The sequence below is a fragment of the Streptomyces sp. NPDC060028 genome (genome assembly GCF_042736725.1).
Classification (GTDB): domain Bacteria; phylum Actinomycetota; class Actinomycetes; order Streptomycetales; family Streptomycetaceae; genus Streptomyces.
The window spans coordinates 63,246-88,802 of record NZ_JBHWVJ010000004.1; the positions used below are offsets into that span (position 1 = coordinate 63,246).

The 25,557-nt window shown below is 71.1% G+C and carries 22 protein-coding genes, 1 tRNA gene and 1 riboswitch; of the genes, 8 read left to right on the forward strand and 15 right to left on the reverse strand.

What is annotated here, in order from left to right:
- The first annotated feature begins 131 nt into the window (after window positions 1-131).
- Window positions 132-506, forward strand: coding sequence for a hypothetical protein (locus tag ACFWBF_RS03455; RefSeq protein WP_385594461.1), 375 nt, complete (start codon window positions 132-134; stop codon window positions 504-506).
- Window positions 507-812: 306 nt separating this feature from the next.
- Here the strand turns inward: ACFWBF_RS03455 and ACFWBF_RS03460 are convergent, their stop codons facing one another.
- A complete protein-coding gene (locus ACFWBF_RS03460) occupies window positions 813-2,198 on the reverse strand; it encodes a cystathionine beta-synthase (RefSeq protein WP_385594746.1) in 1,386 nt (461 codons plus the stop codon).
- A gap of 120 nt (window positions 2,199-2,318) precedes the next feature.
- Here ACFWBF_RS03460 and ACFWBF_RS03465 point away from each other — a divergent pair, with 120 nt between their 5' ends.
- From ACFWBF_RS03465 to ACFWBF_RS03475, 3 genes are all read left to right on the forward strand, one after another.
- Window positions 2,319-3,356, forward strand: coding sequence for an SGNH/GDSL hydrolase family protein (locus tag ACFWBF_RS03465; RefSeq protein WP_385594464.1), 1,038 nt, complete (start codon window positions 2,319-2,321; stop codon window positions 3,354-3,356).
- A 114-nt stretch (window positions 3,357-3,470) separates the two neighbouring features.
- Window positions 3,471-4,691: an acetyl-CoA C-acetyltransferase gene (locus tag ACFWBF_RS03470; protein WP_385594468.1), complete on the forward strand. Its 1,221-nt coding sequence runs from the start codon at window positions 3,471-3,473 to the stop codon at window positions 4,689-4,691.
- A 388-nt stretch (window positions 4,692-5,079) separates the two neighbouring features.
- Window positions 5,080-5,895 (forward strand): hypothetical protein, encoded by an 816-nt coding sequence (locus ACFWBF_RS03475; RefSeq protein WP_385594749.1) that lies wholly within the window; start codon window positions 5,080-5,082, stop codon window positions 5,893-5,895.
- On the opposite strand, the gene ACFWBF_RS03480 is transcribed toward ACFWBF_RS03475, so the two are convergent.
- On the reverse strand, window positions 5,879-6,226 hold the full coding sequence (locus tag ACFWBF_RS03480) for a hypothetical protein (RefSeq protein WP_385594471.1): 348 nt from the start codon (window positions 6,224-6,226) through the stop codon (window positions 5,879-5,881). The two genes, ACFWBF_RS03475 and ACFWBF_RS03480, sit on opposite strands and share 17 nt — an antisense overlap.
- A gap of 101 nt (window positions 6,227-6,327) precedes the next feature.
- Between ACFWBF_RS03480 and ACFWBF_RS03485 the strand changes: the two genes are divergently transcribed.
- Window positions 6,328-6,558 (forward strand): DUF4287 domain-containing protein, encoded by a 231-nt coding sequence (locus ACFWBF_RS03485; protein WP_365916646.1) that lies wholly within the window; start codon window positions 6,328-6,330, stop codon window positions 6,556-6,558.
- Window positions 6,559-6,691: 133 nt separating this feature from the next.
- Here the strand turns inward: ACFWBF_RS03485 and ACFWBF_RS03490 are convergent, their stop codons facing one another.
- Both ACFWBF_RS03490 and ACFWBF_RS03495 read right to left on the reverse strand, forming a co-directional pair.
- Complete coding sequence (locus ACFWBF_RS03490) at window positions 6,692-7,546, reverse strand: Bax inhibitor-1/YccA family protein (protein WP_385594474.1); 855 nt, start codon at window positions 7,544-7,546, stop codon at window positions 6,692-6,694.
- Window positions 7,547-7,706: 160 nt separating this feature from the next.
- Window positions 7,707-7,788 (reverse strand) — tRNA-Leu (locus ACFWBF_RS03495).
- A 460-nt stretch (window positions 7,789-8,248) separates the two neighbouring features.
- Here ACFWBF_RS03495 and ACFWBF_RS03500 point away from each other — a divergent pair.
- Complete coding sequence (locus ACFWBF_RS03500) at window positions 8,249-9,016, forward strand: ABC transporter ATP-binding protein (RefSeq protein WP_385594752.1); 768 nt, start codon at window positions 8,249-8,251, stop codon at window positions 9,014-9,016.
- Between the two features lie 56 nt (window positions 9,017-9,072).
- Window positions 9,073-11,622 (forward strand): ABC transporter permease, encoded by a 2,550-nt coding sequence (locus ACFWBF_RS03505; protein ID WP_385594476.1) that lies wholly within the window; start codon window positions 9,073-9,075, stop codon window positions 11,620-11,622.
- A 99-nt stretch (window positions 11,623-11,721) separates the two neighbouring features.
- Here ACFWBF_RS03505 and ACFWBF_RS03510 read toward each other — a convergent pair whose 3' ends face one another.
- From ACFWBF_RS03510 to ACFWBF_RS03550, 9 genes are all read right to left on the reverse strand, one after another.
- Entirely contained in the window at window positions 11,722-13,056 is a 1,335-nt protein-coding gene (locus ACFWBF_RS03510) for a class I SAM-dependent methyltransferase (RefSeq protein ID WP_385594479.1), read from the reverse strand.
- 183 nt (window positions 13,057-13,239) lie between these two features.
- A complete protein-coding gene (locus ACFWBF_RS03515) occupies window positions 13,240-14,616 on the reverse strand; it encodes an NAD(P)/FAD-dependent oxidoreductase (protein ID WP_385594481.1) in 1,377 nt (458 codons plus the stop codon).
- Between the two features lie 424 nt (window positions 14,617-15,040).
- Window positions 15,041-15,982, reverse strand: coding sequence for an exopolyphosphatase (locus tag ACFWBF_RS03520; RefSeq protein WP_385594483.1), 942 nt, complete (start codon window positions 15,980-15,982; stop codon window positions 15,041-15,043).
- Window positions 15,979-16,545 carry a DUF501 domain-containing protein gene (locus ACFWBF_RS03525; RefSeq protein ID WP_385594485.1) on the reverse strand — a complete coding sequence of 189 codons (567 nt, stop codon included), beginning with the start codon at window positions 16,543-16,545 and terminating at the stop codon, window positions 15,979-15,981. Before ACFWBF_RS03525 ends, ACFWBF_RS03520 begins: the two co-directional genes overlap by 4 nt.
- Before the next feature lie 45 nt (window positions 16,546-16,590).
- A complete protein-coding gene (locus ACFWBF_RS03530; RefSeq protein ID WP_385594487.1) occupies window positions 16,591-17,079 on the reverse strand; it encodes a septum formation initiator family protein in 489 nt (162 codons plus the stop codon).
- Window positions 17,080-17,169: 90 nt separating this feature from the next.
- Window positions 17,170-18,456, reverse strand: coding sequence for a phosphopyruvate hydratase (gene eno, locus ACFWBF_RS03535; protein ID WP_385226643.1), 1,287 nt, complete (start codon window positions 18,454-18,456; stop codon window positions 17,170-17,172).
- A gap of 253 nt (window positions 18,457-18,709) precedes the next feature.
- Window positions 18,710-19,405, reverse strand: coding sequence for a transglycosylase family protein (locus ACFWBF_RS03540; protein ID WP_385594490.1), 696 nt, complete (start codon window positions 19,403-19,405; stop codon window positions 18,710-18,712).
- A 3-nt stretch (window positions 19,406-19,408) separates the two neighbouring features.
- Window positions 19,409-19,581: riboswitch (cyclic di-AMP (ydaO/yuaA leader) on the reverse strand.
- Between the two features lie 279 nt (window positions 19,582-19,860).
- Window positions 19,861-20,940: a transglycosylase family protein gene (locus tag ACFWBF_RS03545; RefSeq protein WP_385594493.1), complete on the reverse strand. Its 1,080-nt coding sequence runs from the start codon at window positions 20,938-20,940 to the stop codon at window positions 19,861-19,863.
- A 103-nt stretch (window positions 20,941-21,043) separates the two neighbouring features.
- Window positions 21,044-22,384 (reverse strand): cytochrome P450, encoded by a 1,341-nt coding sequence (locus tag ACFWBF_RS03550; protein ID WP_385594496.1) that lies wholly within the window; start codon window positions 22,382-22,384, stop codon window positions 21,044-21,046.
- A gap of 121 nt (window positions 22,385-22,505) precedes the next feature.
- Here ACFWBF_RS03550 and ACFWBF_RS03555 point away from each other — a divergent pair, with 121 nt between their 5' ends.
- Complete coding sequence (locus ACFWBF_RS03555) at window positions 22,506-23,717, forward strand: globin domain-containing protein (protein WP_385594498.1); 1,212 nt, start codon at window positions 22,506-22,508, stop codon at window positions 23,715-23,717.
- A gap of 21 nt (window positions 23,718-23,738) precedes the next feature.
- On the opposite strand, the gene ACFWBF_RS03560 is transcribed toward ACFWBF_RS03555, so the two are convergent.
- Window positions 23,739-24,728, reverse strand: a complete 990-nt coding sequence (locus tag ACFWBF_RS03560) for a nucleoside triphosphate pyrophosphohydrolase (protein ID WP_385594502.1) — start codon at window positions 24,726-24,728, stop codon at window positions 23,739-23,741.
- Between the two features lie 28 nt (window positions 24,729-24,756).
- Entirely contained in the window at window positions 24,757-25,380 is a 624-nt protein-coding gene (locus ACFWBF_RS03565) for a SurA N-terminal domain-containing protein (RefSeq protein ID WP_385594506.1), read from the reverse strand.
- Between the last annotated feature and the right edge of the window lie 177 nt (window positions 25,381-25,557).

Sequence of the window (25,557 nt, forward strand, 5' to 3'; positions counted from 1 at the left end):
CTCAGTCCAGGTGATTATTCAGTCACCCAGCACTCTGCATGCGGTTATGCAGGACGGCAAGCCGCGGACCGTTCCGCGAGACGGGGGCTAGCCCCAGTGCCGGTGCGCCGACGGCTTCCTACGCTGGCGGGATGGAGTCTCAAGAGCTGAAGAAGGAACTCGACGCCGCGCTGGACGCCCGGCGGGAACTGGGGCCGGAGTACGAGTCCGCTCTGGTGGACTCCTTCGTCGAGAAGGTCGACACCCAGCTCCGGCGCCGGCTGGCGGAGGACCGCCTGCTCGCCGCCCGCGGCGGCTCCGGTCGCCCCGACCCGTCGGACGGCACCTTCGGCGAACGCTTCGGTTTCGCCATCATCACGCTGGTCCTGGCGATCCCGCTCTCCGCCATCGGCGCGGCCCAGGCGCACCTGAGCGGCCTGCTCGTGACGTGGGCGGGGATCCTCGGCGTGAACTTCATCCACGCCAGGAAGAGCCTCGGCCGCCGGGGCCGCGACCCGCAGGACTGACGCCTCCGGCGCGGCAAACGGACAGCGCGGGGACCGCCGCACCCCGGTTGCCCGGGGGCGGGACGACGGCGGTCCCCGCGAAGGACACGGGCCGGGTCAGGGCCGTCCGCGCGTCCGTGACGTCAGACGCTGTCCGGGAGCCGCTCCGGAGTCGCGCCGACGTCGTTGGTGGCGCCGGCCGGGTCCCGGTTTCCCGGGCTTCCCTGCCGACAACCACCACTGTGCCGGAGCCGTGTTAAGCGGGTGCTGCCGTCACGTGACGGGCCCGTACCGTTTGCGCGACGGACGCACGCGGTCCCGTAACGACTACTTGGCGCCCTTGGCGAGGAACGCCAGCAGGTCCTGACGGCTCACCACACCGGTCGGCTTGCCCTCGACCAGCACGATCGCCGCGTCCGCCTCGCCCAGCACGGCCATCAGCTCGGAAACCGGCTCGCCCGAGCCGACCTGCGGCAGCGGCGCGCTCATGTGCTTCTCCAGCGGGTCGCCCAGCGAGGCCTGCTTGGCGAACAGCGCCGCCAGCAGCTCCTTCTCCACGACCGAGCCGATGACCTCGGCAGCCATCACGTCGGGGTGGCCGGCGCCCGGCTTGACGATCGGCATCTGCGAGACGCCGTACTCGCGCAGGACCTCGATGGCCTCGCCGACGGTCTCCTCGGGGTGCATGTGCACGAGGGAGGGGATGCCGCCCTCCTTGTCGTTCAGCACCTCGCCGATGCGCGCGGAGGGGCCCGCCTCCTCCAGGAAGCCGTGACCGGCCATCCACTCGTCGCTGAAGATCTTGCTGAGGTAGCCGCGGCCGCTGTCCGGCAGCAGGACGACGACCACGTCGTCCGGGCCCAGGCCCTCGGCCGCCTTCAGCGCGGCGACGACCGCCATGCCGCAGGAGCCGCCGACCAGCAGGCCCTCCTCCTTGGCGAGGCGGCGGGTCATCTGGAAGGAGTCCTTGTCGGACACCGCGATGATCTCGTCGGTCACGTTGCGGTCGTAGGCGGTCGGCCAGAAGTCCTCGCCGACGCCCTCGACCAGGTACGGGCGGCCCGAGCCGCCGGAGTACACCGAGCCCTCGGGGTCGGCGCCGATGACCTTGACCTTGCCGCCGGACACCTCCTTCAGGTACCCGCCGGTGCCGGAGATGGTGCCGCCCGTGCCGACGCCCGCGACGAAGTGGGTGATCTTCCCGTCCGTCTGCTCCCACAGCTCGGGACCGGTGGTCTCGTAGTGCGAACGGGGGTTGTTCGCGTTGCTGTACTGGTCCGGCTTCCAGGCTCCCGGCGTCTCGCGCACGAGGCGGTCGGACACGTTGTAGTACGAGTCCGGGTGCTCGGGGTCGACGGCGGTCGGGCAGACCACGACCTCGGCGCCGTACGCGCGCATCACGTTGATCTTGTCCATGGACACCTTGTCAGGGCAGACGAAGATGCACTTGTAGCCCTTCTGCTGGGCCACGATGGCGAGTCCTACACCGGTGTTGCCGCTGGTCGGCTCCACGATGGTGCCACCGGGCTTGAGGGCTCCGCTCTGCTCGGCGGCCTCGATCATCCGGACGGCGATCCGGTCCTTCACGGACCCGCCCGGGTTGAAGTACTCGACCTTCGCAAGGACGGTGGCCTGCAGGCCTTCGGTCACACGGTTGAGCTTCACCAGCGGGGTGTTGCCGACGAGGCTGATCATCGAGTCGTGGAATTGCACCATGTTCTCCAAGGAGGGGACTCCACGGGTTCTCCGGGAGGTCCGGCCAGAGTATGCGGAAAGAGATTGGCCGACCGGCAGTACGGGGCAGGTAGGTCACGGGGCCGGCAGGAAAGCGAGGTGGCTCGAAGGGTGTCCAGGGCGAGGACGGCCCGCCGGATCGCGGCGGGTGCGGCGTACGGCGGCGGCGGGCTCGGGCTGGTCGGGGCCGCCGCGGTGGGACTGGTACTGGCGGAGATGCAGTTCGCGAAGCGGACGGTCGGCACCGGACTGCCCGATCCGCCGCGCGCGGACGGCCTGTACGGGAGCGAGTTCGGCGGCCCCGAGCTGAGTCCGGGCCCGCTGCGCCTGGGCATGCTGGGCGACTCCACGGCCGCGGGCCTCGGCGTACGAAGAGCCAGACAGACCCCGGGAGCCCTGCTCGCGTCGGGGCTGGCCGCCGTGGCCGAGCGGCCGGTGCAGCTGCGCAACGTCGCGCTGTCCGGTGCCATGTCGGACGACCTGGACCGGCAGGCGGGCCTGCTGCTCGACGGGGACGAGCCGCCCCCGGACGTCTGCGTGATCATGATCGGCGCCAATGACGTGACCCGCCGGATGCCGCCGACCCAGTCGGTGCGGCTGCTGACCTCGGCCGTACGCCGGCTGCGGCTCGCCGGCTCCGAGGTCGTGGTCGCGACCTGCCCGGACCTCGGCACCATCGAGCCGGTGTACCAGCCGCTGCGCTGGCTGGCCCGCCGGGTCTCGCGCCAGCTGGCCGCCGCCCAGACCATAGGGGTGGTCGCGCTGGGCGCCCGTACGGTCTCGATGGGGGACCTGCTGGGCCCCGAGTTCGCCGCCAACCCGCGCGAGATGTTCGGCCCGGACTCCTACCACCCCTCCGCGGAGGGCTACGCGACCGCGGCGATGGCCGTCCTGCCCACCCTGTGCGCCGCCCTGTCGCTGTGGCCGGAGTCCGACCGGCTGGACGTCTCCCGCAACGAGGACATGCTCCCGGTGGCCAAGGCCGCCTCCGCCGCCGCGGGCCAGGCCGGTACGGAGGTCACCGCGGCCCGCGGCCCCTGGGTGCTCCTCAAGCACCGCCGCCGCCGGCGGGTGCCGGGCACGGACCCGGACCCGGCCCACGCCGGGGCCGAGGCCCCGGACACGCCGGTGCCCTGATCGCCGAGTGCGGTCCGCATCACATGACAGGGGCCGTGACCTGGACCGTACGGGGCGGTAACTTCGCATGCGGTCCCGGTACGAGCCGCAACTCACCACCCCCTTGGAGCCCCGATGCCCGAAGCCGTCATCGTTTCCACCGCCCGCTCCCCGATCGGGCGCGCCTTCAAGGGGTCCCTCAAGGACGTCCGCCCGGACGACCTGACCGCCACGATCATCCAGGCCGCCCTCGCCCAGGTCCCCGAGCTGGACCCGCGCGAGATCGACGACCTGATGCTCGGCTGCGGCCTGCCGGGCGGCGAGCAGGGCCACAACCTCGCCCGCATCGTGGCCGTGCAGATGGGCATGGACTACCTGCCCGGCGCCACGATCACCCGTTACTGCTCCTCCTCGCTCCAGACCTCCCGCATGGCGCTGCACGCCATCAAGGCGGGCGAGGGCGACGTCTTCATCTCCGCGGGCGTCGAGATGGTCTCCCGCTCCGTGAAGGGCTCCTCCGACGGCCTGCCGGACACCCACAACCCGCTCTTCGGCGACGCGGAGGCCCGTACGGCCGCGGTCGCGCAGAGCGAGGGCGCGTCCTGGCACGACCCGCGCGAGGACGGCCTGATCCCCGACGCGTACATCTCCATGGGGCAGACCGCCGAGAACCTGGCCCGTCTCAAGGGCGTGACCCGCCAGGACATGGACGAGTTCGGCGTCCGCTCGCAGAACCTGGCCGAGGAAGCCGTCAAGAACGGCTTCTGGGCCCGCGAGATCACCCCGGTCACCACCCCGGACGGCACGGTCGTCTCCACCGACGACGGCCCGCGCGCCGGCGTCACCCTGGAGGGCGTCCAGGGCCTCAAGCCCGTCTTCCGCCCCGACGGCCTGGTCACGGCCGCCAACTGCTGCCCGCTCAACGACGGCGCCGCGGCGCTGGTCATCATGAGCGACACCAAGGCGCGGGAGCTGGGCCTGACCCCGCTGGCCCGGATCGTCTCCACCGGCGTCACCGGCCTGTCCCCCGAGATCATGGGCCTGGGCCCGGTCGAGGCGTCGAAGCAGGCGCTGAAGCGGGCGGGCCTGACCGTCGGAGACATCGACCTGTTCGAGATCAACGAGGCCTTCGCCGCCCAGGTCATCCCGTCCTACCGGGACCTGGGGATCCCGCTGGAGAAGCTGAACGTCAACGGCGGGGCCATCGCGGTGGGTCACCCCTTCGGGATGACCGGTGCGCGCATCACCGGCACGCTGATCAACAGCCTGCAGTTCCACGACAAGCAGTTCGGCCTGGAGACGATGTGCGTGGGCGGCGGCCAGGGCATGGCCATGGTCATCGAGCGCCTGAGCTGAGCCGTGGCGCAGGGTGGGGGTCGTCCCGAGGAACGAGGGGCGGCACCTGCCCGCAGCGGTGGCGAAGATCGGCGCGACCAGGGAAGAGGAGCGTTTGAGCTGGTGCGGGGGCCAGTCGCCGCAAGGGATCCGGGTGGATCCCTTGCGGCGTACTGACACCGATTCCAATCCCGTCGCGGCCGACCTGTGACCGAATCTCCCCCAGGATGTGACCTATCTCCTGGGGGATCGGCATATCCGCAGGTCAGGCAGCATGTGGAGGGGCCCGCCGGGACGAAAGACCTGTCCAATTCGTGACGTAATGCACTGCACGCCATTCCCAGGTCAGGACACTCTGATGTAGGAAGTCGGGGGATCGAATCACATCAGGAGTTAGTCAGTGAGCGCCATGTCTCTTGCCCTGCTGCTGACCACGGCCGCTGCCACGGCCGTGGGCGCTGCTGCGCTGCACGCCGTCCACGGCCTGCGCAAGCAGGTCACGGCCCTGCGCGGTGAGCTGGTCGTATCGGCCCACCCCCGCGCCGCGACCGTCCCGCACGCCCGCAGCGCCGTGGATTCCCCGGCCGCGGAGATACGAGCCGCCGTCGCCGAGGCCCTCGCCGAGGAGCGCGAGCGCGAGCTCGCCGAGGCGCGGGCCTTCTGGGCCGCCCAGGAGGCCCGCGACGCCGCCGACGCCCCCTCCCTGCTGGGCGGCCTGCCCGGCCTCGGCGGCGAGGACAGCCCGGTCTTCCTGCCCCGGCAGGCCGACATGGTCGGGCTGGAGCCGGTGCTCGGCGACGAGCTCGACGAATACCCGGCGTACCCCGAGGATTCGGCCGAGCTGGCCGCCGCCCGCCGGCGCCACCCCTCGCACCCCGACTTCGTACCGGCCCAGGCCTCGCACCCCGGCGCCGACCACGAGCGCACGGTCAGCCGCCTGGAGGAGCTCGCACAGGCCCGTACGGCCCTCGCGGACGTCCGCCCCGGCCCGCTGGGCACCCTGGACGTGTACGTCTTCACGGACGGCACCACGCTGTGCATGACCCCGGGCCACCGGGAGACCGCGGAGCGCCTCGCCGAGGCCCTGCGCTCGGGGACCGCGCCGGTCCTGCTGGGCGGCTCGGGCATCTCCGGCGCCTACGCGCTGACCTTCTCCTGCGGCGACTCCGAGGACCCCGACAGCAACGTCTACATCCTCGCGGACCGCGTCATCGCATCGCTCTGACTTCCGCCTGCTCCACCAGCCGCACGGCCTCGTCCAGCAACTCGGACGGGGCCGTCGTGCCGTCCCCCTCGGGTACGCCGCGCAGCGCCTCGGCGAGGTCCTGCCCGGCCACCGTCACCTGGTCCCCGACGACGAACACCCCCGCGTCGGGCATCCGGCGCGCCGGAGCCGCCCCCGCGGGGTCCTCCAGCCGCTGTGCCCGCGCGGCGAGCTCCCGGGCCAGCTCCAGCGCCTCGGCGGCCGCTCCGCGCTGCAGACGGCTCTGCGGCGCGGCCCGCAGCCGGTCGGCGAAACGTTCCACGGCAGCGGTCAGGGGCGAAGTATCAAGCACCCGGCCGACCTTACGCGCCGCCCGGGCGCCATTGCCAACGGGCGAACTCTCCGGCACGGTGGCGTGAAGAGAACAGCACGGCGATACCTCCGGAGGCGCCCATGTCCGTAGAGTTCTCCGAGCAGACACACCGCAACATGATCGACAGAATCCCCCAGAGCACCGGTCGTGAGGTCTCCGACTGGCTCCGCGCCGTGGACGACGGGCCCTCCCTCGTCCGGTTCGAGGAGAAGGTCAGCTGGCTCCTCGGCGCGCACGAGCTGTCGTACGGCCAGGCCAAGGCGATCATCCACGAGTACGACCTGCGCAGGGCCGCCCGCAGACTCGGCTGAGCCCCTGCCGCACCCCTTCCGAATCCCCCGACCCCCGTAGCCCTCCCAGACACGCGAAGGTCCCGCGAGCAGTGCGCTCGCGGGACCTTCGCCGTGCTCGTCGCCCTACCGGACGGCGGCCGTGCCGGCCGTGCTAGTCGCCCTTGAGGATCGACAGCAGGCGCAGCATCTCCAGGTAGATCCACACCAGGGTCATGGTGAGGCCGAAGGCCGCCAGCCAGGACTCCTCGCGCGGGGCGCCGTACGTCACGCCGTCCTCGACCTGCTTGAAGTCGAGGGCGAGGAAGCAGGCGCCGAGGATGATGCCGATGATGCCGAAGACGATGCCGAGGCCGCCGCTGCGGAAGCCGAGGCCGTCGCCGCCGCCGAACATCGAGAACAGCAGGTTGACGACCATGAGCAGGACGAAGCCCATGGCCGCGGCCATCACGAAGCCGTAGAAGCGGCGGGTCACGCGGATCCAGCGCATCTTGTAGGCGAACAGCACGCCGGCGAAGACGCACATGGTGCCCAGGACGGCCTGGATGACCACGCCCTCGCCGATGTAGGTGCTGGTGGCCGAGCTGATGACGCCGAGGAAGACGCCCTCGAATGCCGCGTAGGCCAGGATCAGCGCCGGGACCGGCTTGCGCTTGAAGGACTGGATCATCGCGAAGACGAACGCGACGAGCGCCGCGCCGACGGCGATGCCGTACGACTTGTTGATGTTGGCCGGGTCGACCGGCAGCGTGAGCCAGGAGATGACGGCCGTCAGGACGACGGTGCCGAGCGTCATGGCCGTACGGCTCACGACGTCGTCGATCGTCATCGCGTTGGTGCGCGCCGGCGCCTGCGGCATACCCGTGGACGGGTCGGTCGCATAAGGGTTCGTCGCGTACGGGTTGGCGGCGGTCCCGGCCTGCTGGTGCTGCTGCGTGCCGAAGCCCGCGTAGCCACCGTTGTCGCGGCTGAACCCCCGTCGCGAGAAGACCGGGTTACTGCTCCTCATCTCACTCCTCCATGGCCACCGTGCGCGGCCTTGCATCAAGAGTAATGCGTTAGCAAAGGAAGCACGCTACTGCTGAAGGAGGATCTTAGGAGAAGGCATGGCAAAGCGCAGAGGATGAATGAGGAGATTCCCCTGCGAAGTCGCACAAGAGTCGCGAGAGTGCCCGGAGCCGGACTTGAACCGGCACGACCCGAAGGTCAGCGAGGTTTAAGCTCGCCGTGTCTGCATTCCACCATCCGGGCAGGCTGGCGACTCCCGTGCAGAAAAGCCTTGAACGCTGCGCCGAGCCTATCCGGAACGCCCTCAGCGCCAGACGGCCGTCAATCCGATGTTGTCTGATTTTATTGGCGCTTGATGGGCCGTCAGGCCCGAGAAAGCACGGTCGGCCCCGGTACGGGCGGCGATCACCGGTGCCACGGGAATGACGGGATTTCGATGGCTCGCGCCACCCCGCCGCCACCCTCCACGCCACCCCGGGCCACCCCCGCCTCCGCGGGCGGCCCCGGACGCCCCTCGGGCGGCCCCGTACCGCCTCAGGGGCCGTGTCATACCAAAGGAGGAGGCGGGTACCCCTCCGGTCAGTCTCGAGTGGGCCGTGGAACGGGCACACCGGCTGATCCGGAGCGGGGGTGGCCGCGGCGAGGATTGACGTGTCCCGCCCCACCGCAGCACCCGCTCGACAGGAGTCCCTCCGTGACCGCCATGAACTACGCCCCGCAGCACACCACCCAGGCCGTGGCCGCACGCGCCACGCAGCTCTCCAAGGTGTACGGCCAGGGCGAGACCCAGGTGGTCGCGCTCGACAACGTCTCCGTCGACTTCGGCCAGGGGCAGTTCACCGCGATCATGGGCCCCTCCGGCTCCGGCAAGTCCACGCTGATGCACTGCGTCGCCGGCCTGGACACCTTCTCCGCCGGCTCCGTGCGCATCGGCGAGACCGAGCTGGGGACCCTGAAGGACAAGCAGCTCACGCAGCTGCGCCGGGACAAGATCGGCTTCATCTTCCAGGCCTTCAACCTGCTGCCGACGCTGACGGCCCTGGAGAACATCACGCTCCCCATGGACATCGCCGGCCGCAAGCCCGACAAGCAGTGGCTGGACACCGTGATCCAGATGGTCGGCCTCTCCGACCGCCTGTCCCACCGCCCCACGCAGCTCTCCGGCGGCCAGCAGCAGCGCGTGGCCGTGGCCCGCGCCCTGGCCTCCCGCCCCGAGATCATCTTCGGCGACGAGCCCACCGGCAACCTCGACTCCCGCTCCGGCGCCGAGGTCCTCGGCTTCCTGCGCAACTCGGTGCGCGAGCTCGGCCAGACCGTCGTCATGGTCACCCACGACCCGGTCGCCGCCTCCTACGCGGACCGCGTCATCTTCCTCGCCGACGGCCGCATCGTCGACGAGATGACCAGCCCGAGCGCCGACGGCGTGCTCGACCGCATGAAGGCCTTCGACGCCAAGGGCCGCACCAGCTGAGGCTTTCCCGCCCGGCCCCGCCTCCGCTGACCCTCGACTCCCTGGACTCCTCCACCATGTTCCGTACCGCCCTGCGCAACGTCCTCGCGCACAAGGCCAGGCTGTTGATGACGGTGCTCGCCGTCGTCCTCGGCGTCGCTTTCGTCTCCGGCACCCTCGTCTTCACCGACACCCTCGGCGCATCCCTGCGCGGCCAGTCCGCGAAGAGCTACGAAGGCGTCGCGGTCTCCGTCACCTCCTACGGCCAGAGCCGCGACGACAACGGCCAGAAGGAGGGCGACCCCGGCATCAGCCAGCAGACCCTCGACAAGGTCAAGGCCGTCAAGGGCGTCGACGCCGTGAGCGGCCGGGTCACCGGCTTCGCCGGCGTCGGCGACGAGAACGGCAAGCTGATCGGCCAGGGCTGGTCCAACAAGGGCTCCAACTTCGTCCCCGTCAAGGACGGCAAGGACCCCCGGTACACCTTCACCGAAGGCACCGGCCCGGCCAAGGACGGCGAGATCGCCCTCGACAAGGAGACCGCGTCCAAGGGTGGGTACAAGGTCGGCGACAAGGTCCGCGTCGCCACCAACGGCCCGGTCAAGGAGTACGCCCTCGCCGGCGTCTTCACCACCGAGGACGGCTCGGTCAACGCGGGCGGCAGCCTGGTGCTGTTCGACACCGCCGTCGCGCAGCAGCTGTACCTGAAGCCCGGCTTCTACCAGGAGCTCTCCGTCAGCGCCAAGGCCGGCACCACCGCCGACCAGCTGCTCGCCGAGATCAAGCCGCAGCTCGACGGCAAGAACACCCAGGCCCAGACCGGCGCCCAGCTCGCCAAGGACGAGGCCAAGGGGATCGAGGAGGGGATGAGCGGCATGAGCACCATGCTGCTGATGTTCGCCTTCATCGCGCTCTTCGTCGGCGTCTTCCTGATCTACAACACGTTCACCATGCTGGTCACCCAGCGCACCAAGGAGCTGGCCCTGCTGCGCGCCGTCGGCGCCAACCGCGGTCAGGTCATGCGCTCGGTGCTCGCCGAGGCCCTGGTCGTGGGCATCACCTCCGCCGCGATCGGGCTCGCCACCGGCATCGGCCTCGCGGTCGGCATGCGCTCCCTGATGGACTCCCTCGGCGCCAAGATCCCGGCCGGCGACCTGGTGATCGCGCCGGGCACGATCGTCGCGGCCCTGGTCATCGGCGTCCTCGTCACCGTCCTCGCCGCGCTGCTGCCCGCCTGGCGCACCGGCCGGATCGCCCCCGTCGCGGCCATGGGCAGCGCCCACCTGCCGGCCACCGCGAAGTCCCTCGTCGTGCGCAACGTCATCGGCAGCCTCCTCGGCCTGCTCGGCGTCGGCCTGGTCATGCTGGGCGTGTCCATGGGCAGCGACGGCCGGATGGTCATCGGCGGCGGCGCGTTCTTCCTGCTCCTCGGCCTGATCGTGCTGCTGCCGCTGCTGTCGCGGCCGGTCATCTCGGCCCTGCGGCCGCCGCTGCAGAAGATCTTCGGGGTGCCCGGCAAGCTGGCCGCGCAGAACGCCCTGCGCAACCCGCGCCGTACGGCCGTCACGGCCGCCTCGCTGGCCATCGGCCTGACCCTGGTCACCGCGCTCTCGGTCGTCGGCATCACCATGGGCAAGGCCGTGGACCGGATGAGCACGGACAAGATCAAGGCCGACTACAAGATCTCCATGAACGGCGGCATGGGCAGCCTGGACAAGTCGGTCGCCGAGGCCCTGACGAAGGCCCCCGGCATCAAGGCCGTCTCCCCGCAGACCGCCTCCTCGCTGAAGATCGGCGACGAATTCCACTCGGCGTCGGGCGTCAACCCGGCCGCCATCGCCGAGATGCTCAACGTCGACGTCCTCAGCGGCTCGCTGAGCAGCCTGGGCAAGGGCGACGTCGCCGTCGCGGACAAGACCGCGACGAAGGCCCACCTCTCGGTCGGCTCGACGTTCGACGTCATGTACGACGACGGCCAGAAGGGCACGCTCAAGGTCGGCGCGGTCTACAAGGACCTGGGCGGCCTGCTCTCCCCGTACGTCCTCGACGACAAGATCCTCGCCGCGCACACCGACGACCCCTACATCCCCGAGGTGTACGTCAACGCCACCGGCGGCGAGTCCAAGGCCGGCGAGAAGGCCATCCTGGACGCGCTCGGCAACAACCCGGCGATCGGCATCGCGACCCAGCAGGACATGCGCAACGAGATGGGCGGCATCGTCAACCTGGCGCTGAACATCATGTACGGCCTGCTCGGCATGGCCCTGATCATCTCGGTGCTGGGCGTCGTCAACACCCTCGCGATGTCCGTCTTCGAGCGCAAGCAGGAGATCGGCATGCTGCGGGCGATCGGTCTCGACCGCAGCCGGGTCAAGAACATGATCCGCCTGGAAGCCGTGGTCATCTCGCTGTTCGGCGCGATCCTCGGCATCAGCGTCGGCGTCTTCCTCGCCTGGGCCGTCGGCACCACCTTCAGCAAGTCCATCGAGGGCTACGAGCTGGTCATCCCGTACGACCGGATCGGCATCTTCCTGCTGCTCGCCGGCGTGGTGGGAGTCCTGGCCGCCATGTGGCCCGCCCGCAGCGCGGCCCGGCTGAACATGCTGACCGCCATCAAGACCGAGTAGCCCGGCGGTACGCCGCCGCACGCGGCGCGGCACTCAAGGGACACGGAAGGGCCCCGGGGCAACACGCCCCGGGGCCCTTCCCGTTGTCCCGTACGGGTCCTACGCGCCCCAGGTGCGCAGGCGCAGCGGCAGTCCCGAGTCGCCGCCCGGCGCGGGTTTGACGGCGAGGACCTGGTTGACCCCGAGCCGGCCGTGCTCGAAGCCGAGCGCCGAGGCCGCCATGTACAGCAGCCAGACCCTGGCGCGCCCGGCCGAGGTGAGGCGTACGGCCTCGTCCCGGTTCGCCTCCAGCCGGGCCACCCAGGCCCGCAGGGTGAGCGCGTAGTGCTCGCGCAGCGCCTCCACGTCGCGGACCTCGAAGCCGGCCCGCTCCAGCTCGCCGACGGTGGTGCCGAGCGGGGAGAGCTCCCCGTCGGGGAAGACGTAGGCGTCGATGAACTCGTCGACCCGGTACGCCTCCTCGTCCGGCTCGGGGGGCCGGGCGATCTGGTGGTTCAGCAGCCGGCCGGCCGGGCCCAGCAGGGCGTGCAGGGTGCGGGCGTACTCGCGGTAGCGGTCGGCGCCGACGTGCTCGGCCATGCCGATCGACGAAATGGCGTCGTACGGGCCGTCCATGACGTCCCGGTAGTCCTGCACCCGGATCTCGACCAGATCGGCCAGGCCCTCTTCCGCGACGCGCTTGCGGGCGTACGCGGCCTGCTCGACGGAGAGCGTGATGCCGGTGACCCGGGCGCCGTACTCGCGGGCCGCGTGCAGGGCCATGGAGCCCCAGCCGCAGCCGACGTCCAGGAGCCGCTCCCCCGGAGCCAGGCCGAGCTTCCTGCAGACGAGGTCGAGCTTGTCGCGCTGGGCGTCCTCCAGGGTCGCGCCGGGGCTCCAGTAGGCGCAGGAGTACACCATGGAGGGGCCGAGGACGTGGCCGTAGAACGCGTTGCCGACGTCGTAGTGGTGGCTGACGGCCGCGCGGTCGCGGCCCTTGGAGTGCGGGGGGCCGCCGCGGCGGACGGCCTCCTCGGGCGGCGGCGTCGGCGCGGGCCACGGCCGCGCGAGCCGCAGCAGGTCCCGTACGGCGGCCCGTGAGCGCGGATCGCGCAGCAGTGCGAGGCCGCCCGCGAGCCGGGCCCGGGCGGCCTTCGGGCCCGCGGAGTGCGCACGCCGGCCCGGGCCGCGCGCCCAGAGCAGGCCCGCCACCCGGTCGAGCAGCTCGAACAGGTCCCCCTCGACCGTCAGCTCGCCGGCCACCCAGGCCCTGGCCAGCCCCAGTTCGCCCGGCTTCCACAGGATGCGGCGCAGCGCGCGGCGATGGCGGAAGACGAGCACGGGGCCGGTGGGCGGCCCCGCCTCTGTGCCGTCCCACGCGCGGACGCGGACGGGTAAGGGGGCGCCCAGCAGGGTCTCGGCAAGAGCGGCCAGCCGCGGCGCGGCGTCTTCCATGCGCACCTCCAGAAGCTCCGCCCAAGGCTCTACCCCGGCCGGGCTCAGCGTAAGCGGCGCGCCGGAGGCGACGGGCGGACACGGCGGGCGGACACGCCGAAGGGGCCGCCCGCACCACGGATGGCGGGCAGCCCCTTCGGGGACGTGCTGGTACTGCTCAGGGTCCTGTCGGCTCGCGCCGGGTCAGGACGCCTTGGCCTTCTGGGCCGGGGCCGCGGCGGCCGGAGCCGGCTTGGCGGCCTCGTAGAACTCCTCGCGGGGGGTCTCCAGCGCACCGAGGGAGACGACCTCGCGCTTGAGGAACATGCCGAGGGTCCAGTCGGCGAAGACGCGGATCTTGCGGTTCCAGGTCGGCATGGCCAGACCGTGGTAGCCACGGTGCATGTACCAGGCCAGCCGGCCCTTGAGCTTGATCTTCATCTTGCCCATGACGATCATCGCGACGCCCTTGTGGAGGCCGAGGCCCGCCACCGCACCCTTGTTGGAGTGCTCGTACTCCTTCTGCGGGAAGCCCCGCATGCCGGAGATCACGTTGTCGCCGAGGACCTTGGCCTGGCGCAGCGCGTGCTGGGCGTTCGGCGGGCACCAGGCGTTCTCGACGCCGGCCTTGCGGGCGGCGATGTCCGGGACCTGGGCGTTGTCGCCCGCGGCCCAGATGTAGTCGCTGCCCTGGACCTGGAGGGTCGGGGCGGTGTCCACGTGGCCGCGCGGGCCGAGGGGCAGGCCGTAGCGGGCCAGCACCGGGTTGGGCTTGACGCCCGCGGTCCACACCAGGGTGTTGGAGTCGACCTCGAGGCCGTTCTTCAGCACCACGTGGCCGTCCACGCAGGAGTCCATGGAGGTGTTGAGGTAGATCTCGATGCCGCGCGACTCGAGGTGCTCCTTGCCCCAGGTGCCGAGCTTGGGCCCGACCTCGGGGAGGATCTTGTCGGCCGCGTCCACCAGGATGAAGCGCATGTCCTCGCGCTTGACGTTGGTGTAGTACTTCGCGGCGTCGCGGGCCATGTCCTCGACCTCGCCTATGGTCTCCGCGCCGGCGAAGCCGCCGCCGACGAAGACGAAGGTGAGGGCCTTGCGGCGGACGTTCTCGTCCGTCGTGGACTCGGCCTTGTCGAGCTGCTCGAGGACGTGGTTGCGCAGGCCTATGCCCTCTTCGACGCCCTTCATGCCGATGCCCTGTTCGGCGAGGCCGGGGATCGGGAAGGTGCGGGAGATGGCGCCGAGCGCGATCACCAGGTAGTCGAAGGGCAGCTCGTACGCCTCGCCGACCAGCGGCGTGACGACGGCGACCTTGCGGTCCTGGTCGATGCTGGTGACCCGGCCGGTGAGGACCTCTGCCTTAGGCAGCACGCGTCGCAGCGGGACGACGACGTGCCGAGGCGAGATGCTGCCTGCGGCCACTTCGGGGAGGAAGGGCTGGTAGGTCATGTACGAGCGCGGGTCGACGACCGTGACGGTCGCCTCGCCGTAACGCATCTTCTTCATGATGCGCTTGGCTGCGTACAGGCCTACGTACCCACCTCCTACAACGAGGATCCTGGGACGCTCCGTGGTGCTCATGGAACGAGTATCCAGCACCCGGAAGGGGGACGCTCGTGAGCCCCTTCACAAGGTGCTCGAAGGCCTCTGCTACACTCCGCCGCCCACGTGACCGAGGTCATGGCGCAAAAGGGGAACCAGGGTGTAACGGGAGTCGTTGTTCACCCGTCCTGAACTGGCCTCCAGGTCCGTAAGCGGAGTAGACCACCGGCTTCGTGGATAGCTACCGACGGGGCCCGGCGGCGCCCGCAATTCGCACGAACGCTCGCATGAAACGGGCCTGTGGACCTCCGGAACGCCTCGAAGGACCCTTCCGGTGGCCCCACAGGCCCCTTTTCCTTGTGAAGAACTTCACGAACTTCGTGTGGATCACGGGACTTTCGACCCCCGAGAGCCCCTCCCGGGGCCCTCATCCAGGTCCGGTCCAGACCCGGTCAAGGCCCACTCAGGCCACGGACCAGGCGATTCCGTCGAGGATGTCGTGTTCCGAGACCACGACCTCCGAGGCCCCGGTCCGCTCCATGATCGCCAGCAGCACCAGGGCGCCGGCTGCGATCACGTCCACCCGGCCCGGGTGCATCACCGGGATCGCCGCACGTTCGGCGTGCGTGGCCGTCATCATCCGCTCGCTGATCTCGCGGACCTTCTCGTACGGGATCCGCGCGTGGTGGATCGCCGCCGAGTCGTACTCCGCCAGCCCCAGCGCGATGGCCGCCACCGTGGTCACCGAGCCGGCCAGGCCCACCAGGGTGCGGGCCTCGGTCAGCGGGACCGTCTGCGCGGCCAGGTCCAGCGCCGCCTCGATGTCGGCCCGTATGGCGGCGATCTGCGCCTCGGACGGCGGGTCGGTGACGACCCCGTCCACGACCAGGTGCCGCTCGGTCATCCGTACGCAGCCCACGTCCACGGACCGGGCGGCCCGGACGTGCTCCTCGCCGACCACGAACTCGGTCGAGCCGCCGCCGATGTCCACGACCAGGAACGGCTTTTCGAGGTGATCGGTGCCGGTCAGCTCCTTGGTGGCGCCGGTGAAGGAGAACTCGGCCTCCTGGTCCCCGGAGATCACCTCGGGCTCGACGCCCAGGATGTCCAGGACGCCCCGGACGAACTCGTCGCGGTTCTCGGCGTCCCGCGAGGCCGAGGTGGCCACGAAGCGCAGCCGCTGCGCCCCGAGCTCCTTGATGACCGCCGCGTACTCACGGCACGCCGCGAAGGTGCGCTCCAGCGCCTCCGGGGCGAGCCGGCCGGTCTTGTCCACGCCCTGGCCGAGCCGGACGATCGTCATCCGCCGGTCCAGCTCGACCAGCTCGCCCGTCGCCGGGTCGCAGTCGGCGACCAGCAGGCGGATGGAGTTCGTACCGCAGTCGATGCCCGCGACCCGGGTCACTCGGACTCCTCCCCGGCCTTCTTGTCGGCCTTCTTGTCACCCTTGTCGCCGCACGGGGTGACGCAGGGGCCCTTGGCCCACCACTCGGGCAGCATCGCGAGGGCCTCGTCGCCGAACGGGTTCACGCCGGGGCCGGCGGCCAGCGAGTGGCCGACCAGCACGTGCAGGCACTTGACCCGGTCCGGCATCCCGCCGGCGCTCGGGAAGCCCTGGAGCACCTCGATCGCGTCACGTCGCGTGATGTAGTCCTCGTGCGCGGCCCGGTAGGCGGCGGCGAGCTCCGGGTCGTCGGCGAGCCGGGCCTGCATCTGCTTCATCACGCCGTTGGCCTCCAGCGTGCCGATGGCACCGGCGGCGCGCGGGCACGTCAGGTAGTACAGCGTCGGGAAGGGCGTGCCGTCGGGGAGCCGCGGGGCGGTCTCCACGACGTCCGGCCGGCCGCAGGGGCAGCGGTGCGCGATGGCGCGCAGCCCGCGCGGCGGGCGGCCGAGCTGCTGCTCGAACGCCTCGATGTCCGCGTCGGTCGGCTCGGTCCGGTCGGTCTGGGGCGGGGGCGTCTGCATGCCTGGAGGAAGTCTCTTCGTTCGGTTGTGCTTGGTGTGGATGGGTCAGTCGCCGGGGCGGTCGGCCTTGTCGACACCGTCCCAGACGTTCGAGTACCAGGGGCGGTCGCTCGCGGACTGTCCGCCGCGACGGTGCTCCGGTGCCTCGGCTCCGGGGTCGGTCATGATGTAGCTGACCTCGCCCGGACGCACGAAGTGCAGGTGCTTGCGCGCCTGTTGCTCCGCGTACGCGTCGTCCTGCCAGCGGGCCTTCTCGTCGCGCAGCCGTTCCAGCCGGGCGCGCGCGGTGACCGCGGCCTTCTGCTGCTTCGCGATCTCCGAGCGCTGGGAGACGTACTGGCGCATCGGATACGCGAGGGCGACGACCAGGGTACAGAGGACGAGCACGAGCAGGGCGGCCCTGCCGGTGAGCCGGCTGCGGCGGACCTGGCGGCGCGACTGCGAGCGGTAGACGTGGGCGGCGGTCCGCTCGCCGAGCTGCCTCAGCCTGGTCGCGGTCGAGAAGGTGGAGAACCGATCCCGGTTCCCGGCCATGGTCCCGCCTCCCCTGTGTACGCACTACGCAATACGTCCCCGCACACGGTACGGGACCGAGTGCGGGGACGTACGGAAGCCGGGGCGCGATTAGCCCTTGAAGCGGGGGAACGCGGAGCGGCCCGCGTACACCGCGGCGTCGTCGAGGATCTCCTCGATGCGCAGCAGCTGGTTGTACTTGGCGACGCGGTCCGAGCGGGCCGGGGCGCCGGTCTTGATCTGACCACAGTTCACGGCGACGGCGAGGTCGGCGATGGTGACGTCCTCGGTCTCACCGGAGCGGTGCGACATCATGCACTTGAAGCCGTTGCGCTGGGCCATCTCGACGGCGTCGAGGGTCTCGGTCAGCGAACCGATCTGGTTCACCTTCACGAGCAGGGCGTTCGCGGAGCCCTCCTCGATGCCGCGGGCCAGGCGCTCCGGGTTGGTGACGAAGAGGTCGTCGCCGACGATCTGGACCTTGGAGCCCAGCTTGTCGGTGAGGGTCTTCCAGCCGGCCCAGTCGTCCTCGTACAGCGGGTCCTCGATGGAGACCATCGGGTACGCGGAGACGAGCTCCTCGTAGTACTCGGTCATCTCGGCGGCCGAGCGGGACTGGCCCTCGAACTCGTACTTGCCGTCCTTGTAGAACTCGGACGCGGCGACGTCGAGCGCGAGCGCGATGTCCTTGCCCGGGACGTAGCCGGCCTGCTTGATGGCCTCGACGATGAGGTCCAGCGCGGCGCGGTTGGACTCCAGGTTGGGGGCGAAGCCGCCCTCGTCGCCCAGACCGGTGGAGAGGCCCTTGGTGTGCAGGACCTTCTTCAGGGTGTGGTAGACCTCGGCACCCCAGCGCAGCGCTTCGGAGAAGGACTCCGCGCCGATCGGGGCGATCATGAACTCCTGGATGTCGACGTTGGAGTCGGCGTGCGACCCACCGTTGAGGATGTTCATCATCGGAACGGGCAGCAGGTGCGCGTTCGGGCCGCCGAGGTAGCGGAAGAGCGGGAGGTCCGAGGCCTCGGACGCGGCGTGCGCGACGGCGAGGGAGACGCCGAGGATGGCGTTGGCGCCGAGCGAGCCCTTGTTGTCGGTGGCGTCCAGGTCGAACATGGCCTGGTCGATCAGGCGCTGCTCGGTGGCGTCGTAGCCGACGAGCTCCGGGCCGATCTGCTCGATGACGGCCAGGACGGCCTTCTCGACGCCCTTGCCGAAGTAACGGTTGGGGTCACCGTCACGCAGCTCGATGGCCTCGAATGCACCGGTGGAGGCGCCGGACGGGACTGCAGCACGGCCGGTGCTGCCATCGTCGAGGCCCACCTCGACCTCGACCGTGGGGTTGCCTCGGGAGTCCAGGATTTCCCGGGCTACGACGACGTCGATGGACGGCACGAGCATCTCCTTCTGGGATGTGACGCTGGATGTGCGGTGGCGTCAGGCCGTGGGATGGCCTCGCCGCCTAGAGCCTAACCGGCTCCGGGCACTGGGCCGGCCGACCGCCCGGGTCCTGGGACGAAAAAGGGTCCGAATACCCCTCTTCCGGGACATAGGTCCCTTGAACATCGGGGTGCCCGCCTGCCGCAAGGCCCGGAGCACGCCACCGCCCGGCGCGTCGGGCGGACGCGCCGGGCGGTGGGTGTTACCGCAGGATTCAGCTGAGCTTCAGCTTCTGCCCCGGGAAGATCAGGTCGGCGTCGGACACGATGTCCTTGTTGAGCTCGAAGAGCTTCTCCCAGCCGCCCTTGAGGCCGTTGGCCTCGGCGATGGTGCCCAGCGTGTCGCCGGACTTGACCTCGTACGAGCCGTTGCCGGTCTTGGGCGCCTCGGACTTCGGCTGGGCCGTGGTCCCGGTCTTCGGCTTGGAGGGGGCCGCGGTCTCGGAGCGCTTGGTCTCCTTCTTCGGCGCGGCCTTCTGCTCCTTCTTGGGCTCGGCCTTCGGCTTGGCCGGGGTCTCGGCAGCGCCGCCGTTGTACGAGGCGCCGGACAGGCCCACGCCACAGGACGGCCAGGCGCCCTTGCCCTGACCCTTGAGGACCTTCTCGGCGATGGCTATCTGCTGGGCCTTCGAGGCCTGGTTGGCCTGCGCGGCGTACGCCTTGCCACCGTAGGCGGCCCAGGTGGAGGACGAGAACTGCAGGCCGCCGTAGTAGCCGTTGCCCGTGTTGATGGCCCAGTTGCCGCCGGCCTCGCAGGAGGCGACGCGGTCCCACTCGGAGGCGGTGGCGGCGGAAGCGGTGCCCGCGGCCATCAGGGGGGCCGCGACGGCCACACCGGCGACACCGGCGAGCGTGACGATACGGACGGCCTTGGAACCGCGACGGTGCTTGCCCTTGCCGGAAAGCAGCATGGATTTTCTCCTCACCGACGCCTACGAGGTGAGCTGTCGGGTTCGGGCGAGTGAGTTGCCCGGCGGTGCGACCTAGCGCACCGCTTAACCCCTAGCCGGTGGCGTGACCGTCTTTCAACGGCCGCTCCCGGCACCTACCTTGGTTCCCCCGCTCCTGCCTTCGGCGCTTGACGCGACGACTGTTCCCTCCGTCCGCCGGCAGGATTCGGCGATGCGGTCGAAGGAGCCCGCGGTGGCGAGCGATTCAGAAGGTAGACAGGTCTCTCCCCGATGTTCAACGAGCGCCATCGGGGAGAAACGGGGCCTACTTGCGTCCTTCGGACCAGTGTTTGCGCAGGTGAGGACGGGGTTTGCGGAAGCCTCGGGGCCGGACACGCCAGTTGACCGGAAGAGACACATGTCTCACTTAACTAAATCGGACAATCAGGTGTTTCCGGGTGCCCGAACTGCCCCTATTACCGGGTTAGATCCAGGTTCTGACCGGGCTTGATCAAGTTGGCGTCCTCGCCGATGACCTGCTGGTTGGCCGTATAGAGCGCGTTCCAGCCGCCCTTGAGGTCGTTGGCGTCCGCGATGGCGGCCAGGCTGTCGCCCGGCTGAACGGTGTACGTCGGGTCCGACGCGGCGTCAGATGTGACGGGTGCCTCGACCGCGGCCTCTCCGCGGTGCTTACCGCCGCCCACGCCCGCGGCCGGGTCCGCGGGGTCGGTGGAGGCTCCTGCCGCCGGGGCGCCCGGGCCTGCGGCGGGAGCGCCCGGGTCGCCCGGCGCCGTGGGAGCCGTCGGCCCCGTCGTGGGCGCGTTCGGGTCCGCGGGGCCCGTGGTGGGCGCCGTGGGGCCCGTGGCGGGCGCCGTCGGGTCGCCCGGGGTCGTCGGAGCGACCGGGGCGGTCGGGGTCGCCGGGTCGGTCGGGGCGGTCGGGGTCGTCGGCAGGTCCGGGTCCGGCATGACGGGCAGTCCGCTGGGCGGCCCGAGCGGGATGTCGGGCAGCACGAAGGAGGGCGAGCCGGACGGGCTCGGGGAACCCTGCGTCGGGGCCCCGAAGTCCGTGGCGCGGTCGTCCGAGCCGCCGACCGGTACGGAGTCGTCCGGGCGGGACGCCGACGGGGCGGCGGACCCGTGACTGCCGGGCGCGCCCGGGTCCACGTCCGCGGCCGGCGCCTGCCGGGTCAGGCCGGCCGGCTCCGCGCACATCGGCCACGCCTGGGGGCCCTGCGAGGCCAGCACCCGTTCGGCGACGGCGATCTGCTGCGAGCGGCTGGCCAGGTCGGCGCGGGTCGCGTAGTCGAGACCGCCGGCGCCCTTCCACTGCTCCTCGGTGAACTGCAGGCCGCCGTAGGCGCCGCTGCCGAAGTTCGCGCTCCAGGTCCCACCGCTCTCGCACTCGGCGACCTTGTCCCACGTGGAGGCGTCGGCCGCGCTCGCGCCCGTGGCCGCGAGCAGCGGCAGGGCCAGTGCGGAGCCGGTGACTCCGGCGGTGACGACAATCGCGGGGATCTGTCGGGGGCGTCTGTGGCGGCCGTTCCCGGAACGCATGAGGGTGCACCTTTCGCATAACGGCGGGGTAACGGCAGAACCTAGCGGCCTTCGAACGCTTGTCACAAGTTTCGACGGAAACTGACTTCGAGTCAGCCGGCCTTCACTCGTTGCGAGGTGTGAAGCGGACCGGAAGAGTGCGCAGGCCACGCATGATGAGTCCGCCGCGCCAGCGCAGGTCGCCCGGCGGAACAGCGAGTTCCAGATCCGGCAGACGCGTGAGCAAAGTCGCAAGCGCGGTCTGCCCTTCGAGCCGCGCGAGCGGCGCACCCAGGCAGTAGTGGATCCCGTGCCCGTATCCGAGGTGCTGGTTGTCGGTCCTGGAGAGGTCGAGCGTGTCCGGTTCGGCGAACCGCTCGGGGTCCCGGTCGGCGGCCGCGAGGACCACCAGCACCGGATCGCCCGCCGCGACGTCCTGCCCGCCGAGGGTCAGCGCCTCGGTGGCGAACCGCCAGGTGGCCAGCTCCACCGGGCCGTCGTAGCGCAGCAGCTCCTCGACGCCCGTCTCCAGCAGTCCGCTCTCCCCGGCCGCGAGGGAGGCCTGGAGGCGCTCGCGCTGGTCCGGGTTCATGAAGAGGGAGTGGACCCCGTTGCCGATGAGGTTCACGGTCGTCTCGAAGCCGGCGAAGAGCAGGATGAAGGCCATGGCGGTGGCCTCGGCCTCCGTCAGGTGGTCGCCGTGGTCGCTGGCCCGGATCAGATCGGAGATCAGGTCGTTGCCCAGGTCGTCCCTTTTGCGGTGGATGAGCTCGCCGAGGTAGGTCCGCATCTGCTTCACCGAGCGGGCGACCCCGCCGCGCGGGCCGCCGCCGTGCCGGATCATCATCCCGGCCCAGTCGCGGAAGTCGTCCTGGTCCTCGCGCGGTACGCCGAGCATCTCGCAGATGGCGTAGATGGGCAGGGGGAACGCGAACTCGTGGATGAGGTCGGCTTCCCCCTTGCTCGCGAACTGCTCGATGAGGTGGTCGGTCAGCTCCTGCACCCGCGGGGTGAACTCGGCGACCCTGCGCGGGGTGAACGCCTTCGACACCAGCCGCCGCAGCCGGGTGTGGTCCGGCGGGTCGATGTTGAGCAGATGCGTCATCAGCTCCGCCTTGCGCTCCCCCGGGATGCCGGTCTTCCCCTTGGCGTGCGCGGGCTCGGCGTGGTGCGCCGGATTCTTGCTGAGCCGCTGGTCGGCGAGGGCCTGGCGGGCATCGGCGTACCGGGTCACGAGCCAGGCCTCGACCCCGCTGGGGAGCCGGGTGCGGTGCACGGGCGAGTGCTCGCGCAGCCAGGCGTAGGCGGGGTACGGGTCGGTCGCGAACTCCCAGTCGAACAGGGTCGGTCCCTGGGCCGCGGGGGTGTCGGCCGGTCCCGGGGCAGGGGTCTCGGCGGGGTCTGCGGGGGTCTCGGCGGGGTCTGCGGGGGTCTCGGCGGGGTCTGCGGGGGTCTGCTGATGCACCCGCTGACGGTATCCCGTAGATCGGCCACCACCCCATATGGGTGGTTCGCCGCGGCTGTCCGCAGATCCGCCATGGCTTGACCTGACCTTGTCCGGCATTCCTACTTTCGGTTTTGTGGATGTGAGGATCTTGAAAAGCAGCTTCGCGGTGGTGGAGAGACGGGCCGAGCACACGGTCAAGTTCTTCTACACCCACCTGTTCTGGCACAACCCCGGCATCCGTGAGCTCTTCCCGGCTTCCTTCGAGGACATGGAACGGCAGCGGGACCGGCTCTTCGCCGCGCTCACCCACGTGATCGCCCACCTCGAGAACGAGAGCCTTCTCCCCTATCTACGCGACCTCGGCCGCGACCACCGCAAATTCCTGGTCGGCCCCGAGCACTACGCCGCCGTCGGCACGAGCCTGCTCGCCGCGCTCGCCGAGGCCTCCGGGACGGCATGGACCCCCCGGGTGGAGAAGGCCTGGGCCGAGGCCTACCAGGTGATGGCCGACGCGATGACGGACGGCGCCGGCGCGAGCGGGGATCCGCCGTGGTGGGACGCGGAGATCGTGCGCCACCTCCAGTACGGGCAGGACACGGCCGTGCTGACCCTGCGGCCGCACGCCCCGCTGCCCCATCTCCCCGGCCAGTACGTGAGCGTGAGCAGCGACCGGGTCCCGACGACCTGGCGCACGTACTCCATCGGCAACGCGCCCCGCCCCGACCACACCCTCGACCTGCACGTCAGCCGGATCGAACAGGGCCGGCTCAGCACCGCCCTGGTCCGCGCCGTGCGCCCCGGCGAGATGCTGCGGCTCGGCGCGGCCGGCGGGCAGCTGACCTTGCGCCGCGCGGACCGCCCGGTCACCCTCATAGCCGCCGGCACCGGCTGGGCGCCGATCCGCGCCATGCTGGAGGACCTCGCGCAGCACCCCCCTGATCAGGACGTACGGCTCTTCGTGGTCGCCCGGGACGCCGCCCACCTCTACGACCGCCCGCTCATCGACGCGTACGCCGCCGCCCTGCGCTGGCTCGGCGTCACCTACATCACCCCCGCGCCGGGGCGTCACCGCAACGAGGCCACCGCCCGGCTCGCGACCGCACTCGGCAACCGCGCGCTCTGGCCGGACCAGGACGTCTACCTCAGCGGGCCGGCGCCGTTCATCGAGGAGACCGCGTACCTCCTGGAGGAGCTCGGCGCCCACCCCGGCCGGATCTTCCACGACTCCGTGCCGTCCGGAGGCGGGGACCACGGCCACGAGGGCCGCCCGCTGGGCTTCGGCGAGTGGTTCCTGAACCGCCCCGCGCCGCACTGGCACAACCCCTGGGGCCGCGCGCCCCGGGAGTACTGACACGCGTACCGCAGCGGGGGGCTACTCGCCGACGCCCTCGGCCGCACGGATCGCGTCCCGGTAGGCGCGGGCCGCCGCACGCAGCGCGGTCTCGGGGTCGACCCCGGCCGCCTCGGCGCGTGCCGCCAGCTCCAGCAGTTCGTACCCGATGCCCTCGCCGCGGGGCAGCTCCACGGGCACCGCCGCCGCACGGGCGCGGCCGGCCAGCTTGGCCGCGAGCGCGAGACCCGGCTGTCCCAGCGGGATCCCGTCGGTCACCGACTCCCGCCGCTTCTCGTCCGCCTTGGTGCGCTGCCAGTGCGCGTTGACGTCCTCGGGGGTCTGCGCCTGCGCGTCGCCGAAGACGTGCGGGTGGCGGCGGATCAGCTTCTCGACGAGGCCGCCGGCCACGTCGTCGATGGAGAACGGCTCCTCACCGTCCTGCGGACGGCCTTCCTCGGCGATGCGCGCGTGGAAGACCACCTGGAGGAGTACGTCGCCGAGCTCCTCGCGCAGTTCCTCGCGGTCGCCGTCCTCGATGGCCTCGACCAGCTCGTACGCCTCCTCGATGGCGTACTTCACCAGCCCCCGGTGGGTCTGGCGCGAGGTCCAGGGGCATTCGCGGCGGACCCGGTCCATGACCTGGACCAGGTCGAGCAGCCGCGCGCCCGGCAGATCGTACGAGCCCGGCAGCAGCTCCAGGTCGGGCATGGCGACGCGGCCCGAGCCGGCCAGGCGCGCGAGCCCGTCGGTGAGCCGCTGGTCGCCCTCGCCGCCCGGGAGCACCACGACCGTGCGCCCGCCGGCGCAGGCCTCGACCAGCTCGTGCGCGTCCGGGGTCTCGTACGACACCTCGACGCCGGCCTCGCGCAGGAACGGCAGCTGCGGGTGGCCCGGGTCGGCGCACAGCACCCGGTCCGCGGCGTGCAGGGTCTGCCACGCCGGCCAGGACAGCACGCCGGGGGCGACCCGGTGGCTGGTGGTCAGCAGGACGATACGGCCGGTGGGCTCGGCGGGCGCTTGGTCGGTCACCCTCCGAACCTACCTCCGGGCGCGGGCGTCAGGCTCCGGCGGGGGCCTGCTCGGGCCGGGTGACCTGGGTGATCCACGGGGTCTGCGCGTCGCCGAGGACGATCTGCTGCGCATCCCACGTGCCGTAGCGCGGGTTCACCTCGACGTGCAGGGTCTTGGCGGCCGTCGAGAGCTGCGCGAGAGCTTTCTCCTGGCTGCCGTAGTGCTCGAAGAGCTTGTCGCGCAGCAGGTTGAAGCGGGTGTTCGCGTCCATCTGGCCCGGCGCGAGATTGGCCTGCTTGAGGGCCGCGGCCTCCAGCGCCGCGGGCGAGCCGGCCTGCTGGAGCTGGGCCTTGCGGAAGTCCTCGACCTCCTTGGTGCTCACGCTCACCCCGGCGGCTTTGGCGGCGCGGTCCAGGACGGCGGCCTGGATCATGCGGTTGAGCTTGCTGCGGTCGAGTCCGGGGGTCGCCTGGACGAGCTCGGCCGCGTCCTCGGAACGGTTCTGCGCGGCCCGGACGTCCTTCACCTGGGCCTGGAGTGCGGAGGTGGTGATCCGTTCGCCGCCGACCACGGCCGCGGTGCCGGGGCGGGTCTCGCCCGAGCAGGCGGACAGCAGGGGGGCCGCCGCGAGCAGGGCGGCGGAGACGGAGAGCGCAGTGCGACGGTGCAAAGGAGCCTCCAGGGCCGGGGAGATTGTGCGTCGGTGCACAAGGGCCGTGCGGTGATCGATGTTATGCAGTCAGGGTGATCGGAGCCACTGGTTCGACCAACGATTCCCGGGCTGTTGGGGTGCGCGTTCACCCTGTGGCCACTTGCCCGCCCTCCGGCGCTGCCAAGGTCGGCCCAC